This window comes from Curtobacterium sp. SGAir0471 (assembly GCF_005490985.1).
In the GTDB taxonomy this organism is placed as follows: domain Bacteria; phylum Actinomycetota; class Actinomycetes; order Actinomycetales; family Microbacteriaceae; genus Curtobacterium.
Window position 1 is genome coordinate 2,353,538 of record NZ_CP027869.1, and the last position, 16,894, is coordinate 2,370,431.

At 71.9% G+C, this 16,894-nt stretch carries 14 protein-coding genes and 2 tRNA genes; 4 read left to right on the forward strand and 12 right to left on the reverse strand.

Features of this window, described 5'->3' with window-relative positions; all coding sequences use genetic code 11:
• Positions 1-107: 107 nt before the first annotated feature.
• The 10 genes from C1N91_RS10855 to C1N91_RS10900 all read right to left on the reverse strand — a co-directional run bounded on the left by C1N91_RS10855 (position 108) and on the right by C1N91_RS10900 (position 9,911).
• Positions 108-1,115 (reverse strand): Gfo/Idh/MocA family protein, encoded by a 1,008-nt coding sequence (locus tag C1N91_RS10855; protein ID WP_137767725.1) that lies wholly within the window; start codon positions 1,113-1,115, stop codon positions 108-110.
• 149 nt (positions 1,116-1,264) lie between these two features.
• Positions 1,265-1,337, reverse strand: a tRNA-Thr gene (locus C1N91_RS10860).
• Between the two features lie 44 nt (positions 1,338-1,381).
• The gene (locus tag C1N91_RS10865; protein WP_137767726.1) at positions 1,382-2,017 is read right to left on the reverse strand and encodes a TetR/AcrR family transcriptional regulator; all 636 of its coding nucleotides are present in this window, start codon (positions 2,015-2,017) and stop codon (positions 1,382-1,384) included.
• 150 nt (positions 2,018-2,167) lie between these two features.
• Complete coding sequence (locus C1N91_RS10870) at positions 2,168-3,310, reverse strand: DNA polymerase III subunit delta' (protein ID WP_137767727.1); 1,143 nt, start codon at positions 3,308-3,310, stop codon at positions 2,168-2,170.
• Between the two features lie 25 nt (positions 3,311-3,335).
• On the reverse strand, positions 3,336-3,983 hold the full coding sequence (gene tmk / locus C1N91_RS10875; RefSeq protein WP_137767728.1) for a dTMP kinase: 648 nt from the start codon (positions 3,981-3,983) through the stop codon (positions 3,336-3,338).
• Positions 3,980-6,784, reverse strand: a complete 2,805-nt coding sequence (gene topA / locus C1N91_RS10880) for a type I DNA topoisomerase (RefSeq protein WP_137768793.1) — start codon at positions 6,782-6,784, stop codon at positions 3,980-3,982. The genes tmk and topA overlap by 4 nt, the downstream gene beginning before the upstream one ends.
• 503 nt (positions 6,785-7,287) lie before the next feature.
• Positions 7,288-7,629 (reverse strand): hypothetical protein, encoded by a 342-nt coding sequence (locus tag C1N91_RS10885; RefSeq protein ID WP_137767729.1) that lies wholly within the window; start codon positions 7,627-7,629, stop codon positions 7,288-7,290.
• On the reverse strand, positions 7,626-7,787 hold the full coding sequence (locus C1N91_RS17285) for a DUF4244 domain-containing protein (protein ID WP_254678416.1): 162 nt from the start codon (positions 7,785-7,787) through the stop codon (positions 7,626-7,628). The genes C1N91_RS10885 and C1N91_RS17285 overlap by 4 nt, the downstream gene beginning before the upstream one ends.
• A gap of 202 nt (positions 7,788-7,989) precedes the next feature.
• Positions 7,990-8,856, reverse strand: coding sequence for a type II secretion system F family protein (locus C1N91_RS10895; protein WP_137767730.1), 867 nt, complete (start codon positions 8,854-8,856; stop codon positions 7,990-7,992).
• Positions 8,853-9,911: a CpaF family protein gene (locus C1N91_RS10900; RefSeq protein WP_137767731.1), complete on the reverse strand. Its 1,059-nt coding sequence runs from the start codon at positions 9,909-9,911 to the stop codon at positions 8,853-8,855. Before C1N91_RS10900 ends, C1N91_RS10895 begins: the two co-directional genes overlap by 4 nt.
• A gap of 552 nt (positions 9,912-10,463) precedes the next feature.
• On the opposite strand from C1N91_RS10900, the gene acs reads away from it, so the two are divergent.
• On the forward strand, positions 10,464-12,416 hold the full coding sequence (gene acs / locus C1N91_RS10905; RefSeq protein WP_137767732.1) for an acetate--CoA ligase: 1,953 nt from the start codon (positions 10,464-10,466) through the stop codon (positions 12,414-12,416).
• Positions 12,417-12,490: 74 nt separating this feature from the next.
• On the opposite strand, the gene C1N91_RS10910 is transcribed toward acs, so the two are convergent.
• Entirely contained in the window at positions 12,491-12,952 is a 462-nt protein-coding gene (locus C1N91_RS10910) for a RidA family protein (protein WP_137767733.1), read from the reverse strand.
• Positions 12,949-13,107, reverse strand: a complete 159-nt coding sequence (locus C1N91_RS10915; RefSeq protein WP_111227112.1) for a DUF4177 domain-containing protein — start codon at positions 13,105-13,107, stop codon at positions 12,949-12,951. Before C1N91_RS10915 ends, C1N91_RS10910 begins: the two co-directional genes overlap by 4 nt.
• A gap of 50 nt (positions 13,108-13,157) precedes the next feature.
• Here C1N91_RS10915 and C1N91_RS10920 point away from each other — a divergent pair, with 50 nt between their 5' ends.
• The 3 genes from C1N91_RS10920 to C1N91_RS10930 all read left to right on the forward strand — a co-directional run bounded on the left by C1N91_RS10920 (position 13,158) and on the right by C1N91_RS10930 (position 16,851).
• Entirely contained in the window at positions 13,158-15,719 is a 2,562-nt protein-coding gene (locus C1N91_RS10920) for a transglycosylase domain-containing protein (protein WP_137767734.1), read from the forward strand.
• Entirely contained in the window at positions 15,716-16,672 is a 957-nt protein-coding gene (locus tag C1N91_RS10925; RefSeq protein ID WP_137767735.1) for a metallophosphoesterase, read from the forward strand. Before C1N91_RS10920 ends, C1N91_RS10925 begins: the two co-directional genes overlap by 4 nt.
• 105 nt (positions 16,673-16,777) lie before the next feature.
• Positions 16,778-16,851, forward strand: a tRNA-Pro gene (locus tag C1N91_RS10930).
• Positions 16,852-16,894: the final 43 nt, after the last annotated feature.

Genomic DNA, 16,894 nt, shown 5'->3' on the forward strand with positions numbered 1-16,894 from the left:
CCGCGGGAGGAGCCTCCAGGCCGGATCCATGATCGGTGTGGCCGCCCGACGGTGTCGGTCCGTTCGGCTGTGTCGGTCCGTTGGCGTGTGTCGGTCTGCCGCCGGGGTCAGTCTGCCGCCGGGCTGTCCGTCTCCGCCGTGTCGGCCGCGTAGCGGACGCCGACCTGGCGACGGGCCTCGTCCATCACCGCCATGACCGCGACCGTCTCCTCGGGGTCCATCACCCCGCCCTCGTGGGTGCCGGAGGTGACCATCGCCTCGAAGGCACGGGCCTCGTGCGCGTACCCGGTGAGTTCCTCGCGCGAGTCGTACTCCTCGACCACCGTGCCGTCGCGGTCGCGGAGCCGCCAGGTCGTCGGCGTGTACCAGGTGTCGTCGAGGTCGACGCGACCGTCCTCGCCGATGATCGACGCCGTGTTCGGGCTCCGCAGGTCGAGGCCGAAGTGGAGCATCGACTGCGCGCCGCCGTCGTGCGTGAGCACCACACCCATCTGCGTGTCGACGCCCTGGTCGCTCAGCGTCCCCGCTGCCGTGACCGCGGTCGGGACGCCGAGCACGTCCACGGCGAACGAGATCGGGTAGACGCCGAGGTCGAGGATCGCGCCGCCGCCGAGCGCCGGATCGTTCAGCCGGTGGTGCGGGTCGGTCGGCAGGGCCTGGTGGTGGGTGGCCTCGACGAGTCGGGGGCGGCCGATGCGCCCCTCGGCGACGAGTTCGCGGACCATCCGCATCTGCGGCAGGAATCGGGTCCACATCGCCTCGGACACCGCCACGTCGGCGCGTCGTGCGGCGTCGACCACGCGGCGGGCCTCGGCGGCGGTGATCGTGAAGGCCTTCTCGACCAGGACGTGCTTGCCAGCGGCGATCGCGAGCAGCGCGTCCTCCGCGTGCCGGGAGTGCGGCGTCGCGACGTACACCGCGTCGACGTCGGGATCAGCGACGAGTTCCGCGTAGGAGCCGTGCGCGCGGGCGATGCCGTGCTCGGTGGCGAAGGCCTCGGCGGACTCGCGCGAGCGACTACCGACCGCGACGAAGTCGATGCCGGCGGCGGTGCAGTCCGCCACGAACGAGTGGGCGATGCCGCCCGTACCGATGACTCCCCAGCGAACCGTCATGCGCCCTGTCTACCAGTGCGCTGCCGTACGCCCTGTCCACCAGCGCGCCGCCGTGCGCCCCGTCCGCCTGCGGACCACACTCGTGACGGAGCGGTCCGGAACGACGGAACCCCCGGTCGGACATTGTCCGACCGGGGGTTCCGGTGTCGAGCCGCCTGTCGGAATCGAACCGACGACCTATTCATTACGAGTGAATCGCTCTGCCGACTGAGCTAAGGCGGCGGACGCTCCGTTCCCGGAGCGGCACGAGCAATGACTATACAGGTTCAGACGAGCGAACGCGAAACGAGCGCGCCGAGCTCGTCGAACGACCGCTGCAGCTCCTCAGAGAGCTCCGTCTCGGAGGCACTGTCGGACCACTCCCACCAGGCGTGTCGGAGCGCAGCGAGTGCCACCACCGAGGCGAGTCGGGCCTGCCGCCGCAGCGCGTCCGGGTCCGCCGCGAGGTCCGGCTCGGTGGTCGTGAGCCGGACCGTCACGGCCTCCTCGATCTCGGCCTGGAACTCCTTCATCGACGCCATCCGCCGCGTGAACAGCTCGGGCGCGGCGCGGAGCACCTGCTGCCGCTCCGCGAGCAGTCCGCGTTCCTCGACCAGCTCGCTCGTCGTGTGCACGAGGAGGGTGCCGAGGTCGGCGAGCAGCTCGCCGCTCGGCCCACCGGCACGGAAGGTGTCGAGCGCCCGCCCGCTCGGCAGCGTCGGGTCGTCGCCGAGGAGCGCCTGCTCCTTGCTCGGGAAGTAGTTGAAGAACGTGCGCGGGGACACGTCGGCGCGGCGGGCGACCTCGTCGACCGTGACGGCCGACCAGCCGGAGTCGAGTGCGATCCGCAGGGCGGCCTGCTGGATCGCGAGTCGGGTGGCGCGACGCTTGCGCTCACGCAGACCGGGTGCTGCTTCGGGCATGTCGCGATCTTCTCACGACGACCAGGGCGTCCGGCTGCGGGCTTGCGCAGGGTCCGGTGGACGGTCGCTGACCCGGCCTGGAGGCGCGGAGCACGTCCGCCCCGCCGGCTCGGGCTCCGGCTCGGGCTCCGGCTCGGGCTCCGGCTCTGGCTAGCGGGTCGCGCGGGCGATCGTCACGAGCAGTGCCTCGAGCGCGAGCAGCGCCGCGACGTTCGCCGCGATCCGCTCGCGTGCCAGGGCGATCGCGTCGAGGACCTCGAGCGCCGACGCCGGCGGCACGACCTCGAGCGCGCGGTCCAGCTGGTCGCGCATCGCCAGGTTCACCGGCTCGGCGGGAGCGCCGAGGCCGAGCAGCAGGAGGTCACGGTACAGCGACGAGACGTCGACGAGGATCCGGTCGAGGCCGTCGCGGAGGCTCCGGGTCGCCCGGCGCTTCTGGTCCTCCTCGAGGGCACGCAGCTGCGACCGCAGCGCCGGCGGGACCGTCCCACCCGGTTCCACCCCGAGCGACCGCAGCGCGGCGTCCCGTTCCTCGCCGTCGCGCTGCTCGGTGATCGCCTTGGCGTCCTCGTCCGCGACCGACAGCAGGTCGGCTGCGGCCAGGACGGCGTCACCGACGGAGCGCACGCCGAGCACGGTCTCGAGGGTCCGGCGTCGACGAGCACGGGCGTCCTCACTCGTCGCCAGCCGCTGTGCCATGCCGATGTGGCTCTGCGCCTGCCGCGCAGCATCGGTGGCGAGGTCCCTGTCGACCCCGGTACGGGCGACGATGAGCTCGGCGACGGAAGCGACGTCGGGCACCCGCAGCCGGACCGAACGAACGCGCGACCGGATCGTCGGCAGCAGGTCCGCCTCGCTCGGAGCGCAGAGGATCCACACTGTCCGCTCCGGCGGCTCCTCGAGCGCCTTGAGCAGCAGGTTCGAGGTGCGCTCCGTCATCCGGTCGGCGTCCTCGATGATCACGATGCGGTAGCGCCCGACCGACGGTGCGTAGTACGACGACGTCACCAGCTGGCGGATCTCGTCGATCGTGATGATGACACGTTGGGTCGTGAGCACCGACACGTCGGGGTGGGTGCGAGCGGTGATCTGCTGCAGGGCGTGGTCGTCGTCCGCTCCGGCACCGACCAGGGCAGCGGCGAAGGCGGCGGCGACGTTCGACCGACCGGACCCGGGCGGTCCGGTGATGAGCCACGAGTGCGTCATCCCGCCCGTACCGTTGGGCGCCTCGGCCGCACTGCGCAGGGCGGCGACCGCGTCGTCCTGTCCGGTCAGGCCGTCCCACACGCTCACGGGGTCATCCTGTCAGCACCCACCGTCACGCGGGACCGCCCTCGTCCACGATCCCGACGAGGGCGCCGACCGCCGAGCGGACAGCACGCTGCACGGCCGCTGCCGGCTGCTCGGCGTCCACGACGAGGAAGCGCTCCGGTTCGGCGGCGGCGGCGTCGAGGAACGCGCGTCGGACCGTCTCGTGGAACGTCGACGCCTCGGACTCGAGGCGGTCGAAGACGTCGCCCCGTGCGGCTGCGACGCGACTCCGCCCGACCGTCACGTCGAGGTCGAGCAGCACCGTCAGGTCCGGCACGAGTCCGTCGGCGGCCCAGTCCGAGACGGAGCGGATGCGGTCGGCGCCGAGCCCCCGTGCGGCTCCCTGGTACGCCACCGACGAGTCGATGTAGCGGTCCTGCAGGACGACGGCACCGCGGGCGAGCGCGGGTCGGACGACCGTCTCGACGTGGTGCGCACGGTCGGCCGCGTAGAGCAGGGCCTCGGCGCGCGGCGCGATGTGGCCCCGCTCGTGCAGCACCATCTCGCGGATGCGCTGCCCGAGCTCCGTGCCACCCGGCTCCCGCGTGCGCACCACCGTGCGACCGTGCTCCTCGAGCCAGGCGGTGAGGAGCTCGGCCTGGGTGGTCTTGCCCGCGCCGTCGCCACCCTCGAGGGTGATGAACCGCCCGGTCACTTCTTCTTGGCGGCGGTCTTCCGCGCCGGTGCCTTCTTCTTCACCGGCCCCTTGGCACGCTTGTCCGCGAGCAGCTGCACGGCACGGGCGTGGTCGACGGCCTCGACGTCCTCGCCGCGCGGGATGGTCGCGTTCGTCTCGCCGTCCGTGACGTAGGGGCCGAAGCGCCCGTCCTTCACCTTGATCGGCTTGCCGGACACGGGGTCCGCCTCGAACTCCTTGAGCGCAGCGGTGGCCGCACGCCGGCCGCCGTACTTCGGCTGTGCGAACAGCTCCAGCGCGCCGGGCAGGTCGATCTCGAAGATCGCGTCCTCGCTCGGCAGGGTCCGGGTGTCCGTCCCCTTCTTGATGTACGGGCCGTAGCGCCCGTTCTGCGCCGTGATGTCGTCGCCGGACTCCGGGTCCTTCCCGACGACGCGGGGCAGGTCGAGGAGCTTGAGCGCGGTCTCGAGGTCCACTGTCTGCGGGTCCATCGACTTGAACAGCGACGCGGTGCGCTCCTTCGGCGCCGCGGCCTTCTTCGTCGTCTTCTTCGCCGGGGTTCTCGCGCCCTTCGCGGTGGTGGTCCCCGCTTCCGCTGCCGCGGCCGCTGCTGCGGTCGGGGCGGAGGACGCGTCCGCTCCGGCGGCGGCCGACTCCGTGACCTCGCCTGTGGACGGGTCGACGGTGGGCTCCGGCTCGGGGGTGCGCTCGGTGACGTACGGGCCGAACCGACCGTCCTTCGCCAGCACCTCCTTCCCCGTCTCGGGGTTGACGCCGACGACACGGTCGCCGACGACCGGGGCCTCGACGAGCTCGCGCGCCTTCTCGGCGGTCAGCTCGTCGGGTGCCAGGTCCTCGGGCACGTTCACCCGGCGCGGCTTCTCCGGGTCGTCGCTCGGCACCTCGATGTAGGGACCGTAGCGGCCGATGCGGAGGGTCAGGCCCGGTGCGAGCTCGACCGAGTTGATGTCGCGCGCGTCGATCTCACCGAGGTTGTCGATGACGGTGCGGAGCCCGCGGTGGTCACCGCCACCGAAGTAGAAGCCCTTGAGCCAGTCGATGCGGTCGGCGTCACCGCTGGCGATGCGGTCGAGGTCCTCTTCCATGCCGGCGGTGAAGTCGTACTGCACCAGGTCGCCGAAGTGGTCCTCGAGGAGCCGGACCACGCTGAACGCGATCCAGTTCGGGACGAGGGCACTCCCGCGCTGCGTGACGTAGCCGCGGTCCATGATCGTCGAGATGATCGCGGCGTAGGTCGACGGACGACCGATGCCGAGTTCCTCGAGCGTCTTCACCAGGCTCGCCTCGGTGTAGCGCGGCGGAGCCGAGGTGTCGTGCCCCTTGGCCTCGACCTCGCTGACGCCGAGGTGGTCGCCCTCGGTCATCTGCGGGAGCTTCGCGTCGCCGTTCTCGCCGCCGTGACGTTCCTCGTCACGGCCTTCCTCGTAGGCGTTGAGGAACCCACGGAAGGTGATGACGGTGCCGGACGCGGTGAACTCGGCGTCCGTGCCGTTCGCGGTCGAGGCGACGCCGGCGACGCTGTCACTCGAAGTGACACCGAGGACGACCGAGGCGGTCGATCCCTTGGCGTCGGCCATCTGCGACGCGACCGTGCGCTTCCAGATGAGGTCGTAGAGCTTCCAGTCGTTGCCGCGGAGCACGCCGTCCATCTCGGAAGGGGTCCGGAACGTGTCACCGGCGGGGCGGATGGCCTCGTGCGCTTCCTGGGCGTTCTTGCTCTTGCCCGCGTAGCTGCGGGGCTTGTCGGGGATCGTCTCCGGTCCGTACAGCGCGGCCGCCTGCTTGCGCGCGGCGGTGACCGCCTGCTGCGACAGCGACGAGGAGTCCGTACGCATGTACGTGATGTGGCCGTTCTCGTACAGCCCCTGCGCGACGCTCATGGTCTGCCGGGCGGAGAACCGGAGCTTGCGCGCGGCCTCCTGCTGCAGCGTCGACGTCGTGAACGGCGCGGCCGGCCGACGCGTGTACGGCTTCGACTCGACGCTGCGGACGACCGCGTCGCCGGCGCCCTCGAGCACGGTGGTGAGCGCGGCCGCCGAGGCCTCGTCGAGGCGGACGGCCTCGCCCTTCAGCGCACCACGGTCGTCGAAGTCGCGGCCCGAGGCGACCCGGGTCCCCTGCAGACGGGCCAGGCGAGCCGTGAACGCGGTGTCGCCGACCTTCTCGAAGCGGGCCGCCAGGTCCCAGTAGTTGGCGGACACGAACGCCAGGCGCTCGCGCTCTCGATCGACGACGAGTCGCGTCGCGGCCGACTGCACGCGACCGGCGGACAGCCCGGGCCCGACCTTGCGCCAGAGCACCGGGGAGACCTCGTACCCGTACAGACGGTCGAGGATGCGGCGGGTCTCCTGTGCGTCGACCAGGGCGGTGTCGAGCTCACGGGTGGCCTCCTGCGCGCGCTGGATGGCCTCCTTCGTGATCTCGTGGAACACCATGCGCTTGACCGGCACCTTCGGCTTGAGGACCTGTAGCAGGTGCCACGCGATGGCCTCACCCTCGCGGTCCTCATCAGTCGCGAGGTAGAGCTCGTCGGCGTCCTTCAAGGCGCGCTTGAGCTCGGTCACGGTCTTCTTCTTCGCGTCGGAGACGACGTAGTAGGGCTCGAAGCCGTTGTCGACGTCGACCGAGAACTTCCCGAGCGAGCCCTTCTTGAGCTCCGCCGGCAGGTTCTTGGGCTCGACGAGGTCGCGGATGTGTCCGACTGACGCCTGGACCTCGTATCCGTCGCCGAGGTATTGCGCGATCGTCTTCGCCTTCGCGGGGCTCTCGACGATCACGAGCTTCTTCGTGCCTGGCACGTGACTCCTTGATCGATGGTGCGCGCCGGCCCAGGACCGCAACGGTGTCCGGGTCGACCGGGACAACGGTGACCGGGGGCCGACGTGCACACCATACACACACTGTTCGGGCAGGCAGCGCGCGGGACCCGCGACGGCGACGGCGTGCACGGCGAACCCCCCGGTGCCCGCCACCGTCCGGACCCGGGCGGTGGCGGCAGCCGTGGCGCAGGCGTCCAGGGCGACCCCGTTCGCCGTGGCGACGCGTGCGGCGACGGCGCAGGGCACACCGGGGACGCGGTGCACGAGCGCGGCCGCGGCGGCGAGGGCAGCGGCATCGGCGGCGGCGCGCGTGCGTTCGAGCAGCACCCGCGACCGGGCCCCGGCGAGCGCCGCGGTCCCGACGAGCAGGGTCAGCGCCAGCACGGCGACCAGCGCGACGGTCGCGGAACCCCGGTCCGTCCGAGGCCGTTCCCCGGTCCGCCCACCCGGTAGGCCGCCGCCGGAGGTACGGTCCGACCGCATCAGCGGCCCCCGTCGGCCGCGCAGCCGGTCGCGTGCAGCGGCAGGACCGAGAACGGCCCGGCCGAGGCCCCCTGCACGTCCACGCACACCAGGCCGTCCGCGTGCCGCACGCGCGAGGTCGCACCGGCCGCGGCGGCGAGCGCTGCGTCCGCGGCCGGGTCGTCACCACGTCCGAGGGCTCGCGCCGCCGCACCGGCGACCGCCTGGAGCCGTCCGACGCGGTCGGCCAGCACCACCCCTGCGACCAGGGACACCAGGACGAGGGCGACGAGCGGGAGTGCGACGGCGAACTCGACGGTCACGCTGCCGCGGTCGTCGACGGGCGCTCGCAGCGCGGTCACGGGACCAGCGCCCCGCGGACGAGGTCGGTCAGGATCTGCTGGACCTCTCCCGATCGCATGACCGCGACGAGCACGCCGGCGAAGGCGACCGCGGCCAGGATGACGACGGCGTACTCGGCGGTCGCCGAACCGCGGTCGTCCCCGAACCGGTCGAGCAGACGTCGTGCGCGCGGTCGGTGCGCACCGGGCTGGTCCGCACCCAGCTGGTCCGCGCCGAGCTGGTCCGCACCGAGTCGGTGCTCGCTGGCCCGGGCGTCCCGAGGTGTCGTGTCGGTCATGGGTTCCCCTTCCTCTGTGGTGCATCCACCGTCGGGCACCGGGGGCGCCCAGCGGCGCCCGAGCGGACGGATTGTGGACGGTTCAGCGGAGACCGCCGACGGTGGAGGAGAGGACCCCGACCACGACCGGCACGACCCCGACCAGGACGAACGCCGGCAGGACGCACACGCCCAGCGGCAGCACGAGCCGGACCGCCAGGCGTTCCGCCGCCGCGAGCCCGGCCGCCGCCGCGTCGTCCCGGAGGTCCTCGGCGGCGGCGCGCAGCAACCCCGCGGCAGGCACGCCTGCACGACGGCTCAGCGCGAGGACCTCGTCCAGCCGCAGCCGGGCAGATTCGTCCGCGGTCGCCCCGTGGTCGAGTTCCCGGAGGGTCTCGTGCACGGCCTGCTCCGCCGACCGCCACGGCCCGCCGCCGCCCAGTGCGACCGCCCAGGCGTCGAGCAGGATCCCCGGGACGTGCCCGTCGGGTGTCGCGGCGTCGATCATCCGACGGCTCCAGCGCTGTCCGACGAGCACCAGCATGGTCGCCGTCGCGCAGCACGCCCACCCGATCGGCCGGGCGAGGAGCACCCCGAGCGCACCGGCTCCCCAGATCGATCCCAGCCCGAGCCCGAGGAGGGGCAGCGCCAGGACGACCCGCGCGCTCGTGCGCGGCCCGGCGAGGGCGACCCGGACCGCGCGGTCGGCTGCTGCGCTCCGCCGCATGGCCGCGGCGAGCGCTCGGAGGGCACCGGCAGCGGGGGCACCCGTCCGTTCCGCCACGCGCAGGACCACGAGGACGTCCTGCCAGGCAGGATCGTCGACCCGGGGCACGCCGCCCACCAGTGCCCAGGCCCGCGGTGGCGCCACCCCAGCGGCGACGAGCACCGCCACGCGGTCGAGGACCCGGGCTGCTCCGGCCGCGTCCGGTGCGGTCCGCCCCGTCGGCACCCGGCGCAGACGACTCACGCGCCCCCGGTGTCGATGGGACGGACCTCGAGCCGCTCGTCACGTCCGAGCACGCAGGTCCCGACCGCGGCGACCCCGCGCCACGACGACCGCCGTTCGAGGTGGACGACGAGGTCGACGGCGCTGACGACCTGTCTGGCGAGCGCCTGCGGACCGAGCCCGGCCAGCGCGCCGAGTGCCTCGAGCCGGGCACCGACGTCGGCCAGCCCGTTGGCGTGCAGCGTGCCGGCCCCGCCGTCGTGTCCGGTGTTCAGTGCTCCGAGGAGCTCGCGGACCTCGGCCCCGCGACACTCCCCCACCACGAGGCGGTCCGGTCGCATCCGCAGGGCCTCGCGCACGAGACGGTCGAGTCCGATCGCTCCGGTCCCCTCGGCTGAGGCCTGTCGCGCCTCGAGCCCGACGACGTGCGGGTGCTCGATCCGGAGCTCCGCTGTGTCCTCGACCGTGACGATCCGCTCGTCGTGTGGCACCGCTCCGAGCATCGCCGCGAGCACGGTCGTCTTCCCGCTGCCGGTCGCTCCCGTCACGAGCACGTTGCGACGTCGGGCGACCGCGTCCTCGAGCACGCCCCGTCGCACCGACCGGAACGTACCGAGTCGTTCGAGCCCGGCGAGCGTCGGTCGTTCCGGTCGTGGCAGCCGGACGGACAGCGCGGTGCCGCCGACGGACACGGGCGCGAGGACGACGTGCACACGCAACCCGTCGCCGAGCCGCACGTCCGCGCACGGCGTCGTCTCGTCCACGTGCCGCCCGCCGAGCGCGACGAGCTCGGCGGCGAGTGCCCGGGCGCGCCGCTCCGGGAGTTCCGGCCGCGCGCGCTCGAGACCACGGCCACGGTCGACCCAGGTGCCCTGACCGCCGACGACGAGCACGTCGGTCGTGCCGGCGTCGGACACGAGCGCCGCGAGTTCCTCGAACACCACCGGGTCGAACGTCCTGCGCCGCCGGGCGCGCTCGGCTCCGGGCAGGAACGGCGACCCGACGTCCCCACCCGAGCCCACCGTCCCAGCGGCGTCGTGGTCGTCCCTGGTGGTGTCGGCGCGGTGGCGGTGCATGCGTCGACGCTAGGTCCGACGACGGCGCGCGGCGCAGGGATCGGTATGCCCTGTGGACACGGTCCTCGCCAACCCGCGGACGCGCTGTGTTGTACCCCGTAACGCAAAGCCGTACCCCGTTCGGTCTCCGGTCACGGCCTCGGCGGAGCAGCGGGGACGGTGCGGACGATCGAGCACGACCGTGCTCACTGGGCGGGTGCTGCCCGGCACGGGCTTGCAACGGGGGCATGGACAGCTCTGTCCACTCTTCGGCACCAGGATGCGGATCGACGCCTCGGCTGCGACGGCGCTGCACGACAGGCGTCGGACAAAAAGAAGAGGCGGCACCTGTTGGGGGGAACTGGTGCCGCCTTGACATCGGTGGATTGGGGGGAATCCGGCCCGGTGCCACCGGAAACGAGTCCGGCAGGAACCACTGTACCCCATGACGACCCCTGCTCGGCAACCCCTGGCCGGAAACTGCGGCGAGGCCCGACAGCACCACTCCGGTCCGCTCCACTCCGGGGGTAGTCTCCGACTGCACCCCAGCCGCAACGATGCGAGAGGACACCGATGTCCACACCGACACAGGCCGACGAACGCCACGAGGACGGCCCGACGTTCGCTCCCCCGGCGGACTTCGTCGCGGACGCCGTCGCGCACGAGGACCTGCACGAGGCCGCCACCGCCGACCGCGAGGCGTTCTGGGCGGACCAGGCCCGGTCGCTGCTCGACTGGCGCACGCCCTTCACCAGGACGCTCGACTGGTCCGGTGCGCCGTTCGCGAAGTGGTTCGACGACGGCGAGCTCAACGTCGCCGAGAACTGCCTCGACCGGCACGTCCGTGCGGGCAACGGCGACCGGGTCGCGATCCACTTCGAGGGCGCACCGGGTGACACCCGCCGGATCACGTACGCGGAGCTCACCACCGAGGTGCAGCGTGCCGCGAACATGCTCACCGACCTCGGGGTGGGGCAGGGCGACCGCGTCGTCGTCTACATGCCCCTCGTCCCCGAGGCCGTCGTCACGATGCTCGCCGTCGCCCGGATCGGCGCTGTGCACTCGGTCGTCTTCGGCGGCTTCAGCGCCGAGAGCCTCCGCGCCCGCATCGAGGACGCCGGCGCGAAGCTCGTCGTGACCGCCGACGGCGGCTGGCGACGCGGTGCGGTCTCGCCGCTCAAGCCCGCGGTCGACGAGGCCCTGACCGGCGAGGGCACGGACACCGTCGAGCACGTGCTCGTCGTCAAGCGCGGTGGCAACGACATCGCCTGGAACGACCGCGACCTGTGGTGGCACGACGAACTGGCGAAGGCCGCCCCCGAGCACGAGGCGCAGGCGTTCCCCGCCGAGACGCCCCTGTTCATCCTGTACACCTCGGGCACGACCGGGAAGCCGAAGGGCATCGTGCACACGTCCGGCGGCTACCTGACCCAGGCGGCCTACACGCACCGGAACGTCTTCGACATGCACCCGGAGAAGGACGTCTACTGGTGCACCGCGGACATCGGCTGGATCACCGGGCACTCGTACGTCGTCTACGGCCCGCTCGCGAACGGCGTCACGCAGGTCCTCTACGAGGGGACGCCCGACGAACCGAAGCCCGGCCGCTGGTGGGACATCGTCGACAGCTACGGCGTCACCGTGCTCTACACCGCGCCGACCGCCGTCCGGGCCGCGATGAAGGCCGGTCGGCAGATCCCCGAGGCGCGGAGCCTCGAGAGCCTCCGACTGCTCGGCAGCGTCGGCGAGCCGATCAACCCCGAGGCGTGGCAGTGGTACCGACAGGTCATCGGGCACGACCGGACGCCGATCGTCGACACCTGGTGGCAGACCGAGACCGGCGCGATCATGATCTCGGCACTGCCCGGGGTCACGAAGCTGAAGCCCGGCGCCGCGCAGACCCCGCTGCCGGGCATCGTCGCCGAGATCGTCGACGAGGAGGGCCACCGCGCCGACCCGGGTGAGAGCGGCTACCTGACGATCACGGAACCGTGGCCGTCGATGGCCCGCGGCATCTGGAACGACCCCGACCGGTTCGTCGAGACGTACTGGAGCCGCTTCCCCGGCCGCTACTTCGCCGGCGACGGCGCACGGCTCGACGGGCAGGGCGACATCTGGGTGCAGGGCCGTGTCGACGACGTCATGAACGTCTCCGGCCACCGGCTCTCCACCGCGGAGATCGAGTCCGCGCTGGTCGCGCACGAGGGCGTCGCCGAGGCCGCGGTCGTCGGCGCCGCCGACGAGACGACCGGCCAGGCCGTCGTCGCGTTCGTGATCCTGACCGCCGAGGCGGCCGAGGGCGTCGACCGCGACGCGGTCGCGAAGGAGCTCCGCGACTGGGTCGGCACGCGCATCGGCGCGATCGCGAAGCCCCGGCAGGTCGTCGTGGTGCCGGAGCTACCGAAGACGCGCTCCGGCAAGATCATGCGCCGTCTGCTGCGCGACGCGGCCGAGGGCCGCCGCATCGGTGACACGACGACGCTGGCCGACCCGACGATCATGGCGACCATCGCGGACCTCATGTAGCAGGAACGACGCGGGCCGCGCCTCCAGTCCGGTCGGGAGGCGCGGCTCGCGTCACGTGCGTCGCTGACGGTCCGTCAGTCGCTCAGCTCCACCACCAGCTCGACCTCGACCGGCGCGTCCAGCGGGAGCACGGCCACGCCCACCGCGCTGCGCGCGTGGACGCCGGCGTCCCCGAAGACGTCGCCCACGAGGGTCGACGCGCCGTTGGCGACGGCCGGCTGCCCGGTGAAGGACGGGTCCGACGCGACGAACACCGTCACCTTGACGACCCGGGTGACGCGGTCCAGAGAGCCGGCCGCGGACTGCACGGCCGCGAGGGCGTTCAGCGCGGCGACGCGCGCCTGGGCGGTGGCGGTCTCGGCGTCGACCCCGGCCCCGACCTTGCCCGTGACCGGCAGCGCGCCGTCGACGAAGGGCAGCTGCCCGGCCGTGTACACGTACTGCCCGGTGACGACCGCGGGCACGTAGGCGGCGACCGGCGCGGCGACCGCGGGGACGGTCAGCCCGAGCTCGGCGAGCCGGTCCGCGACGGTCACGCGTCGGCCTTCGGGCGCTTCAGGTAGGCGACGAGCCCGCCCTCGGGACCGGTGACGACCTGGACCAGCTCCCACCCCTCGTCGCCGTGCGCGTTGAGGATGGCGGCGGTGTTGTGGATCATCAGCGGCGTGGTGAAGTACTCCCAGCGAGTCATGCGGTTCCTTGCCAGCCTTTCAGTCGTGGGCGTCGTTTAGGCTGCATCCTATGTCTGCCCAGAAGTCTGCCTCGCGGACCAAGCCCGTCTCCGCGATCGGCGCCTTCGTCGGTTTCGTCGGCTTCAGCGCGCTCGCCGGTCTGCTGGTGACGATCGGGGTCACCCCGGCGATCGCCGTCGCCGGCGTCACCACGACCTCGACGATCGGCGTGTTCGAGTCCCTGCCGGAGTACATCGAGATCGGTGACCTCCCGCAGCGCAACGAGATCTACGCGTACAGCAACGGGCAGCCGGTCAAGCTCGCGACGGTCTACGACCAGAACCGCGAGGAACTCCAGTACGACCAGATCAGCGACCAGCTGAAGAACGCCGCGATCGACGGCGAGGACAAGCGGTTCTGGGACCACGGTGGCGTCGACATGACCTCGCTCGTCCGCGCGGGCGTCGGCAGCATCGCCGGCGGGCTCGGTGAGTCCGGCGGTGGATCGACCCTGACGATGCAGCTCGTGCGCAACATCAAGATGCAGCAGGCCCTCGAGCAGCCGACCGAGGAAGCGCGTCAGAAGGCGTACAACGACGCCGTCGAGCAGACCATCCCCCGCAAGCTCGAGGAGATGAAGCTCGCCATCGGCCTGGCGAAGAAGTACTCGCACAAGGAGATCCTCACCGGGTACCTCAACATCGCCTACTTCGGCGACCAGACGTACGGCGTGCAGGCCGCCGCGCAGCACTACTTCAACAAGTCGGCCACCGACCTCACCCCGGCCGAGGCAGCCTCGATCCTGGCGATCGTGCAGTCGCCGAACACGCGCAACCTGGCGAAGGAGGAGAACTACGCGGCCAACAAGGCCCGCCGTGACGTGATCCTCAAGTCGATGTACGCGCAGAAGCACCTGTCGAAGGAGGAGTTCGACCAGGCGATCGCGTCGGACCCCAAGGACTACGTGCACCTGACCGAGCCGAGCCAGGGCTGCCAGTCCGCGGCCGGCAACGGCGCGCAGTTCTTCTGCGACTACGCGGTGAAGGTCGTCAAGCAGATGTCGCAGCTCGGCGGCACCCAGAAGGAGCGCGACCAGGCGTGGCGCAACGGCGGGTACACGATCCAGACGACGCTCGACATCAACCTGAACGGCCAGCAGAAGGACCTGCTGAACAAGTACGACCCGAACACCGAGTCGCGGCTGCAGCTCGGCAGTGCGCTCAACTCGGTCGAGGCGACGACCGGCCGCATCCTGACGATGGCGCAGAACAAGGACTACGACCAGTCCCTGCAGTCCCCGCCGACCGCGACGTCGATCAACTACAGCGTGGACAAGGAGTACGGCGGTTCCATCGGCTTCCAGGTCGGGTCGACCTACAAGGTGTTCACCCTGCTCGACTGGCTGAAGGCCGGTCACGGGCTGAACGAGACCGTCAACGGGACGCCGCACAACACGTCGCGGTGGACCCAGTGCGGTTCGACGATCACCTCCCCGTGGGCGCCGAAGAACGACTCCGCCGGTGAGCGTGGTCAGTTCACGGTGGCCCGCGCGACGGCCCTGTCGGTGAACGCCGCGTTCGCCTCGATGGCCGCGAAGCTCGACCTCTGCGACATCCGCCAGACCGCCATGGACCTCGGCGTGCACTCCGCGGACGAGAAGACCGAGCTGAACGCCTACCCGTCGTCGATCCTCGGCACGAACAACATCGCGCCCCTCACCATGGCGTCGGCGTACGCGACCATCGCGAACAACGGGACCTACTGCGCCCCGATCGCGATCGACCAGGTCACCGACGCGACCGGCAAGCAGCTCGGCGGCCAGCCCCAGCAGTGCAAGCAGGTGCTCGACCCGAGCGTCGCCGCGACCGCGGCCTTCGCCATGCGCGGCACGATCCAGTCCGGTACCGCCGTCGGCGCGCAGACCCCGGACGGCACCCAGCTGTTCGCGAAGACCGGCACGACGGACAACGCAGAGCAGATCTGGCTCGTGGGCGCGAGCTCGAAGGTCGCCACCGCCTACTGGCAGGGCAACACCGACGGCGCGAAGACCAGCCTGCGGAAGTACAGCAGCGGAGCGGGCTACGGCACCTACGCGACGCAGCGCGCACACGTGTGGCAGCAGGCGATGATCCCGATCAACCAGCTGCACCCGGCCGACCCGTTCCCGACGCCGTCGCAGACCGCCCTGCGCGGGAACAGCGTGGCCGTGCCCGACGTCTCCGGCAAGACCGCGGACGAAGCCCGCGCCACCCTCGCCGGGGCTGGCTTCACATACGTCGACGGCGGCACGCAGCCCGGCGGCGGCACCCCCGGGACGGTCTCGTCGACCTCCCCGGCGGCGGGTTCGCTCCTGTCGACCGGGTCGAGCGTGACGGTGTTCACGACCGACGGCAGCCAGACGACGGTCCCGCAGATCACCGGCAAGAACGTCAGCGACGCGCGCAGCGCCCTGCAGGGGGCGGGCATCACGAACGTCGCCCTGGCCGGTGACTTCGCCAAGGGCGACGGCGGCAACCAGTGCACGGTCGCCGCGGTCGACCCGGGCGAGGGCACCGCGGTCGGCAAGGACACGACCGTCACGGTGCAGCTGTTCGGCGACAAGGACGGCAAGGCGCCGAAGGACTGCAAGTGAGCCGCGGTCGCGCCGCGCTGGGAGTGATCGCAGCGGGCGCGGCCGTCGGGGCGGCGACGGCAGCGTGGGGTTCCCTCGTCGAGCGTCGTCGCTTCGGCATCCGCTGGGAGACGATCCCGGTGCTGCCGGCGGGCTCGCGGGACGTGACGGTCCTGCACCTCTCCGACATCCACATGGCCCCGTGGCAGGCCGACAAGCAGCAGTGGCTGCGCGACCTCAGCCTGGTCGAGCCGGACTTCGTCGTGAACACGGGCGACAACCTCGGACACCCCACGGCGAACGCTGCGGTCGAGTACGCGCTGGAGCCGTTCCGGGGCATCCCCGGGGCCTTCGCGCACGGCTCGAACGACTTCTACGGCCCCACGCCGCGCAATCCGTTCAAGTACTTCACGGGCCCGAGCGCGCACCACACCGGGAACCGACAGGTCGAGCTCGACATCGATCGACAGACCGCGTTCTTCGAGTCGCTCGGCTGGCTCGACGTCAACGACCGGGCGCACGCGATCGAACTCCGTGGGTCGCGGTTCGAACTCTTCGGCACCTCGGACGCGCACCGCGACTGGGACCGCCTCGACCTGCTCCCCACGAACGTCGACGAGATGCGCAGCGCCGTGCCGTGGACCGAGGACGAGGACGGCCCCTCCGCCGTCGCCCTCGGCATCACGCACGCGCCGTACCGCCGCGTGCTCGACGCCTTCGTCGACCAGGGCGCCGACGTCGTGTTCGCCGGGCACACCCACGGCGGCCAGGTGCAGGTGCCCGGGGTCGGCGCACTCGTGACCAACTCGGACCTCCCCCGGCAGTACGTCAGCGGCCTGCACCGGTGGCAGCACCGCGGGCACTGGTCGTGGCTCGAGGTCTCGGCAGGCATCGGCACGTCGATCTACGCTCCGGTGCGGTTCTCCTGCCGTCCCGAGGCCGTCGTCGTGACCCTCACCGCGAAGACCTGCTGAGCGGACCAGCGCCGCGACGCGCCCGGGCGTTCCACGGATGGTCGTGAGCACCCTCGAACGTCCGGTAGACTTTCCTGGTCGCTCCGGTTCGGAGCAACCACACCGCGGGGTGTGGCGCAGCTTGGTAGCGCGCCTCGTTCGGGACGAGGAGGTCGCAGGTTCAAATCCTGTCACCCCGACACTGTGTTGAGACAGTAGAACAGCAGGGCCCTGATCCAGTCA

What these genes read in the sequence shown, in the direction of transcription:
- C1N91_RS10855 (WP_137767725.1), bottom strand. Translation starts at nt 1,115, where the DNA reads ATGACGGTTCGCTGGGGAGTCATCGGTACGGGCGGCATCGCCCACTCG.
- C1N91_RS10865 (WP_137767726.1), bottom strand. Translation starts at nt 2,017, where the DNA reads ATGCCCGAAGCAGCACCCGGTCTGCGTGAGCGCAAGCGTCGCGCCACC.
- C1N91_RS10900 (WP_137767731.1), bottom strand. Translation starts at nt 9,911, where the DNA reads ATGCACCGCCACCGCGCCGACACCACCAGGGACGACCACGACGCCGCT.
- acs (WP_137767732.1), top strand. Translation starts at nt 10,464, where the DNA reads ATGTCCACACCGACACAGGCCGACGAACGCCACGAGGACGGCCCGACG.
- C1N91_RS10915 (WP_111227112.1), bottom strand. Translation starts at nt 13,107, where the DNA reads ATGACTCGCTGGGAGTACTTCACCACGCCGCTGATGATCCACAACACC.
- C1N91_RS10920 (WP_137767734.1), top strand. Translation starts at nt 13,158, where the DNA reads ATGTCTGCCCAGAAGTCTGCCTCGCGGACCAAGCCCGTCTCCGCGATC.